This window comes from Nocardia noduli (genome assembly GCF_019038455.1).
In the GTDB taxonomy this organism is placed as follows: domain Bacteria; phylum Actinomycetota; class Actinomycetes; order Mycobacteriales; family Mycobacteriaceae; genus Nocardia; species Nocardia noduli.
The window spans coordinates 21,802-27,801 of record NZ_JAFMPL010000109.1 but is presented as its reverse complement, the minus strand read 5'-3'; the positions used below and the strand labels follow the sequence as shown (position 1 = coordinate 27,801).

Genomic DNA, 6,000 nt, shown 5'->3' with positions numbered 1-6,000 from the left:
CTTTTCTCCCCGTACGCCGAGAATGCGCAACACCCGCAAGGCTATCGGCCACAGGTAGCGGAGTCATCAACCTCGATGCCGACCCTCTGCGGCCTGACGCCGTAGTCGAGGCGATCGATGCGGATCCTGACATCCACGGGGAGGTGCTCTATCGCTGCGGCCTCGAGCAGATAGCGGCGGCGCTGTCTGGCGGTGGGCCGATCCGGGAGGGACGACCCCGCACGACGAGAGTCTCGGTCGCCACGACCCCGACGAGGGTCAGTGTCCACAACACCCAGACAACCCAGCCATAATCTCTGGCCCCGGCGGGCGCTTCCGAGGTCGCGTAGTTCGTCAGTAGGCCAGAGAAACCCGACAGCAGAATGACTAGAGTGACTCGTCGCGGTCTCCGCTGATATGACATCCGTAGCTTCCCCTCGACGGTGAACGAACCCCCTGACACGCAATGCCGCCACGGCGACGACCATGGCCTCGCGTGAGGCGGGACAGAGCGGCCAGATGCCCGCCCACCGAAAACTCAACCCCGGCAGCATAATCGGCGCAAGCGTCGCTTGCGCGATATCCGGCCACGCATTCGGCCTGCGTGAGCAACTGCCACGACATCACCGCCATCACACCGGCCAGGCGGTTCCGGTTCCACGTCGGAGGCCCGGGCGTCGAGCGCGGCGGCGCCTGTCTCGCCGAACTCGCGGCGGGCCGCGATATCCGCCAGTACTGATGGTCGGGGGATGTTCGGGTGGTCGCTGGCGGTGGGCTAGTGCAGAGGTGTGGGGACTCGGTTAAAAGATGCTACCGAATGGCAGGTCGGTCAGGGTGTCGTCGGGTGTGGCGAGGGGGTGTGGTTCGCCAGTGAGTTCCGCGACCGCGGTGGCGATTTCGGCGTTGGTGGCTTGGACATAGGTAAGGGTGGCACCGTCTTGTCCGGTGGGTTCGGCGTGAGCGGCGAACGCGCGGGCGATGGCGTATCCGTAGTGGCGTTCGACCCATGTGAGGGTGGTGTGGCGTAGCCAGTGGGTGGTGATCTGGTGGGTGGTGATCCAGGGCAAGTGGCGGCCGAGGCGTTCCCAGAGGTGGTCATAACGTCGGCGGGTGATGGGGCGCCCGTGTCGGTATCGCAGAAGTTGCTGGGTGGGGTCGTCTCCACGGCTGCCGTGGTGGAGCAGGCGGGTGGTGAGGGTCGGGGATATGGGTTGCCAGTGGATGGTGCCGCCTTTGCCGAACAGTCGTATCTGGCAGTGGTCGGGGTCGATGTCTTCTGGGCGTAGCCGCAGGGCGCTGCCGGTGCGGCAGGCTGTCTCGAGGTGTAGGCGCAGTAGCAGGGTGTCGAGGTCAGGGTCGTCGCCGGTGGTGGCGGCGACGTGGTTGATCTGGGTGAGCTGGTGTGCGGACAGTGCACGGCGCGAGCTGCGCTGGCGACGCGGTTTGTCCAGTGCCGCGGCTGGATTCCGGGAGGCGGGAATATATTGGCTGGCGACGGCGTGGCGGTAGAGACGCCGGATCGCGCCGACCATGTGCTCGGCGGCGCTGCGTCCTTCCCGGCTGTTGCGGCGCACGATCGCGTGACGTCGGGTGTGCTCGACGAGTTGCTGGAGTTCCAGACCGGTCGGGTCGGCGATGCTACGGTCGGGCCAGCGGCTGCTGAGCTTGTGCCAGTAGGGCAGGTAGGTTCGTCTGGCGCCAGCCGGAGCGGCATCGATCACCTGGGGAACGTACTCCCTGAAGGTGGGGATGATTACGGTGCTGGGGATCGTCAGAAGATCTTCGGGCCGGACGTCCAGACGCTGTAACAGCAGACGCGCGGCCTCCAGGTCGGCGGTGCTCATACGGCACCGACTATCTCGGCCACCATGATGGACAGGGCTTCCTGCACCAGCGGTGCCGGAATGATCGCCAGCGCACCATCGGTAGGCAAGGCGAGAAGCACGACCGGATCGCCTGGTCGGAGCGCGGTGGCCCGCAACACCTGGGCAGGCAGCCATATCTGGCCAAGTGCACCGATCTTGAACCGTGAGGCTCCTGCGTCGGTACCGCGGACCGCGATCAGGTGCCCGTGTACTGAATAGGCGATCGGATGTCCGGGTAGCCAGCCCATCGCGGCGAAGCTCCGCCGAGCCGACAAACGCGCGCGATCGTTGAGGATAGACACAGCGATCATCGAGACCGTCGAATGCGGGCGAAGAGTTGGTGGCCACCCCACAGGGGAGGGAAGAGGTAGGCCCTGCGACCGTCGTGTTGGAGGCATGGATTTTCCTTGTCCAGCCTGCTGATCCTCCAACTCCATAGAACCAAATTTCGGGCGATCTCGCCATAACTAGTACTGGGGACACGGAGTGGGCCTTTGAGCTAATAGCGATCGTCGTGCGGCTGGATTCGGAAACACTCACATTGCGTCGCTGCGCGGAACCGCACTAAAACGCCGTGAAAAGTATCGAAATGTCGTGAAGGGACACGAAAAGTTGCGAGCCACGTATACGGGACAAGTGGGTGTAGGCCGCGAAATGGCTCTGACCTGTAAGTTTTGTGTTTCCGAACTTCTCGGAGGTTCGAGTAGTTATGAGCACTCACCGCCCGCGCGATGGCCGACAGGGAAACACGTGAGCACCCGCCAGCAATTCACCGACGTCCTGAACAACCATCGAGGCGACGGCACCAGGACGATCGACACCGAGGGCGAGTCGGATCTCACGCCTGGTTTCGACTGAACCTGAGCACGAGCCCGAAAACTGGCTTCTCGCGCGGTGCCGCCCCCGAGCGGTGAACATCGCCGGACGGCCCTGTTCGGACTTTGCGGGCCCGACGTGAAATCGACTGGTGGCTCGATATTTTTCGCGGTAGCGTCGCTGGGCATGAGAAAGCCCTGCGTCTTCTGCGGCAGTACAGTCAAGTCCGAAGAAGATGTCCTGTCGCTGTGGTTCAAGAAGCGGTGGGAGGCCCCGGAGCGTGAGTTCTTCGTCAGGGTCGGCGGGACGCCGTTGCGGACCGGAAAGGGACGTCCCGCCCGAAAGAAGCATCGGATGTGGCCGGTGCTGCTGCCGAGCTGTCCGCACTGCAACGGCACCGTACTCAACAAGCTGATCGAGATTCCCGCGCAGCGGCCGGTACGCCGACTGCTTAACGAGGTCGGCGCGCTCGACACCGTCGGCGAGATCACCGCAGTAGCTCGGTGGGTAGCAAAGGTGCTCCTGCTCGAGGCCCACCCGCTGGCGAAACACGAGGCGTACACATGGCGTCCCGGCGCACTCAGGGGCGTTTGCGACCCGTGGGAGCCGTATCCGCGGATACTGCTCGACGCGATCCTCGCGGGCACCGTGCCCGATGATGTGTCACTCTGGGTTGCGGTCACCGGTCCCGATGGCGAACCCGACCCGGACTTCGACCCAGTGGTCCTGCAACCGACCGAACGCTTGGACGGCCTCGGCGGGATCGGCCGATCGCGATACAAAGCATTCGACCTGCTTGGAACGGACCTCATGGCACAGTTTCAGCTCGTCCACCATCCCCTGCACGACTTCGAGCACCCATTCCAACCCCACGGTCTAGTCACCCGCTTATGGCCGGCCCCGCCGAACGGCCTGGACCTGCGTGAACTCCCGATCCTCGACAAAACCACGCGTTTGAATACCACCTTCTACACCGCACACGAGGACGAATTCCCGCCGATCAGACTGGCACCGGGTCACCGCCGAACCGGGGCTGCATGGCTGTGAGCCAATTTCCCTGCCAGCGGGCCGCCGCGGATGTCCTCGCTACCGCGATAAACCATCAGATCGAGGATTTCGCTCGATGCCCCGCTCAATTGCCGATGTTCTCGGTGCTGAACTGTCCCCCCGCTCAGCGGTTTCGATGGCTCGTTCCCATTCCGTCGCGACTGTTGCAGAGGTTGCCCGACCGTGCTCGACACGGTTGAATCGTGGTCGGCCTTTCCGACGGCATCCGTGGTGTTTCCATTCGTTCAATCTGATCGTCTCGTGCTGGTTCCATTCGGCCAGTGAATACAGATACTTGTCCTGGTTGCAGGTCGCGCAGGCAGGAACCAGATTGCCGAAAGTCGTAGGCCCGCCGTTGATTGCGGGGCGCACATGGTCAGCGCGCGTAGCCGTTGCTCCGCAGTAGACGCAGGGCCCTTCGGCGAGCACGAGCCGACGTAGGCGATCGGGCACCTTCGAGGCTCGCTTGTAGCAGGACAGACAACACGATGGTCCTGCGGCGCGTGTCAGCGGTTGTTGGGTCCGGTGGCAGAAGTGGCAGGTTCCGACCCGCCCCTCCAGGCATGGGATACACCGTCCGTCGCCATCGTCCCACCACGTCGGTTCGCGCCCTCCGCACTCGACGCACATGGCGGTGCCATGGCGGTGGACATGGTCGTCGCGCCGCGCACGAGCCTGGGCCAGACGTTCTGATCGCTGCCGCTCGTGCTCGGCGCAGGAGATGTGAAAGTCCGCGCCTGTCTTGTTCCGTACCGTCCTGCCGCAGTGCACGCACGCCCGGCTGCCGTACTCGTTGCTGCGGGGATTACCGTCTCCGGCCTCATCGAGAGGTATCCTGTGGCGGTTCAAGCAGCCTCCCGGTCGGTCCACTCCGACACGATGTCCCCGAAAGCGCGGCAGATGAGCGGCGACAAGTCGTGTCGGCAGCCGCTTCGGTTCTGCACGGGCGGTCTCGGCTATTCAGTGATCTTGAATTCTCTCGTCTGGCGGACTTCCTGGAACCTCTCGTAGTCCTCGGCACGGCCCAGGGCTTTGAGCGCGGTCTTGAGTTTGTCTGCGCTCAATGTCGGCACCAGGCACTGCTCGTAGAGTTCGGGCTCGCTCGTTTGGACCAGGTCCGGGTTGATGCGGCGTTTCTCGGCGGCTTCCCAGGTGGCGACTCCGGCGATGCCGCTGCTGGTGCCGATGGCGAGCTTGAGTTCTGTCTCCACGCGCACCCGATGGGCTGTGGCTTGGTCGAAGGCTGTCTTGAGTCGTAGTTCCTCCTCGCGCAGCTTGAGCCACTGCTCACGCAACTCGAGAGCGGTGGCGTCGCTGGGCAGGATGGTGGGCTCGGGGGTTGCGGCCTCGAGTTCGGCGGTTCTGCGCGCTTTGGGCAATTCGTCGGTCAGCCAGGCCCGGCACTGTGTGAACAGTTGCGCTGCCTCGTTTTCGGTGAGGCGGTAGACCTCTTTTCCGCCGGTGGTGGAGCGGTGCTGCTCCCAGGTGTCCTTGATGTACTTCTCGAGAGCCTTGTATTCGTCGGTCTCGACAGCGTCGAACAACGACAATGTGACGTCGTGGGGCGTCTGGAGTGCACTACGGCGTTTGGCCGGGGTCATGCTGGTCTGGCCGATCTTGAACAGATCCTGATCTCCGAGACGGAATGCGTAGATGTAGCCCATGCGAAGCAACCCCCTTGTGCTGGTGCGGTTTCCGGGCAGCGAAGGCCCAAAGCAGATGCTCTCATAGTGGACCGACATCATCGTCCGATGATCGGCGCGAAAGAGTCCTTTGCGTGCGCTCGTCGGGCGGCCCGCCGGTCGGGGTGTGTTCAATCGGGTGCTAGTCCGCCTCCGAGGGCGGCTGCGGTGATCGCGTAGCCGAGCGCGGTGCGGCGTGTGCGGGGGAGCAATGCCAGAGCGGCGTCGGGGCTGAGCAGGGCAATGATCCAGGTCAGCCAGTAGGACCCGGGGACAGGAGTGGTGTACTCGCGTAGTGGCGGGGGTGGCGGCGGGTTCGGGCAGGTCGAGCGCGTGACGTGCGGCGAAGGTGGCGGGTGGGAACACGAACACGGCCATGAACACCGCGGCAGTGATTTCTCAGACCGTGCTGGAGCGGCACGGGGTTCGTGGCTCTGGTGTGTCCATGTCGGGCGCCCTTTCCGATCGTGGGGGGTGAACAGTGCCTGCCGGGTGCGGTGGATGCGCCCGGCAGGAGTGGACGCCCATTGTCGATGGTGTGGCATCGTCGGGATCCACCTCGGGGGCGTGTCGGAATCGGGTTTGAGCGGGGAGGGATCGGACTAGGCGGA

Annotated in this window: 6 protein-coding genes; 2 read left to right on the top strand and 4 right to left on the bottom strand. The window is 64.2% G+C overall.

Features of this window, described 5'->3' with window-relative positions; all coding sequences use genetic code 11:
- The first annotated feature begins 583 nt into the window (after window positions 1-583).
- Window positions 584-718, top strand: coding sequence for a hypothetical protein (locus JZ792_RS42780; protein ID WP_256461534.1), 135 nt, complete (start codon window positions 584-586; stop codon window positions 716-718).
- A gap of 61 nt (window positions 719-779) precedes the next feature.
- Here JZ792_RS42780 and JZ792_RS34735 read toward each other — a convergent pair whose 3' ends face one another.
- Entirely contained in the window at window positions 780-1,823 is a 1,044-nt protein-coding gene (locus tag JZ792_RS34735; protein ID WP_216917141.1) for a tyrosine-type recombinase/integrase, read from the bottom strand.
- Window positions 1,820-2,092 (bottom strand): AbrB/MazE/SpoVT family DNA-binding domain-containing protein, encoded by a 273-nt coding sequence (locus tag JZ792_RS34730; RefSeq protein ID WP_216917140.1) that lies wholly within the window; start codon window positions 2,090-2,092, stop codon window positions 1,820-1,822. Before JZ792_RS34730 ends, JZ792_RS34735 begins: the two co-directional genes overlap by 4 nt.
- Window positions 2,093-2,846: 754 nt before the next feature.
- Here JZ792_RS34730 and JZ792_RS34725 point away from each other — a divergent pair.
- A complete protein-coding gene (locus JZ792_RS34725) occupies window positions 2,847-3,707 on the top strand; it encodes a hypothetical protein (protein ID WP_216917139.1) in 861 nt (286 codons plus the stop codon).
- A gap of 39 nt (window positions 3,708-3,746) precedes the next feature.
- On the opposite strand, the gene JZ792_RS43315 is transcribed toward JZ792_RS34725, so the two are convergent.
- Window positions 3,747-4,337: an HNH endonuclease gene (locus JZ792_RS43315; RefSeq protein WP_368858172.1), complete on the bottom strand. Its 591-nt coding sequence runs from the start codon at window positions 4,335-4,337 to the stop codon at window positions 3,747-3,749.
- A gap of 326 nt (window positions 4,338-4,663) precedes the next feature.
- The gene (locus tag JZ792_RS34715) at window positions 4,664-5,371 is read right to left on the bottom strand and encodes a GIY-YIG nuclease family protein (protein ID WP_216917137.1); all 708 of its coding nucleotides are present in this window, start codon (window positions 5,369-5,371) and stop codon (window positions 4,664-4,666) included.
- Between the last annotated feature and the right edge of the window lie 629 nt (window positions 5,372-6,000).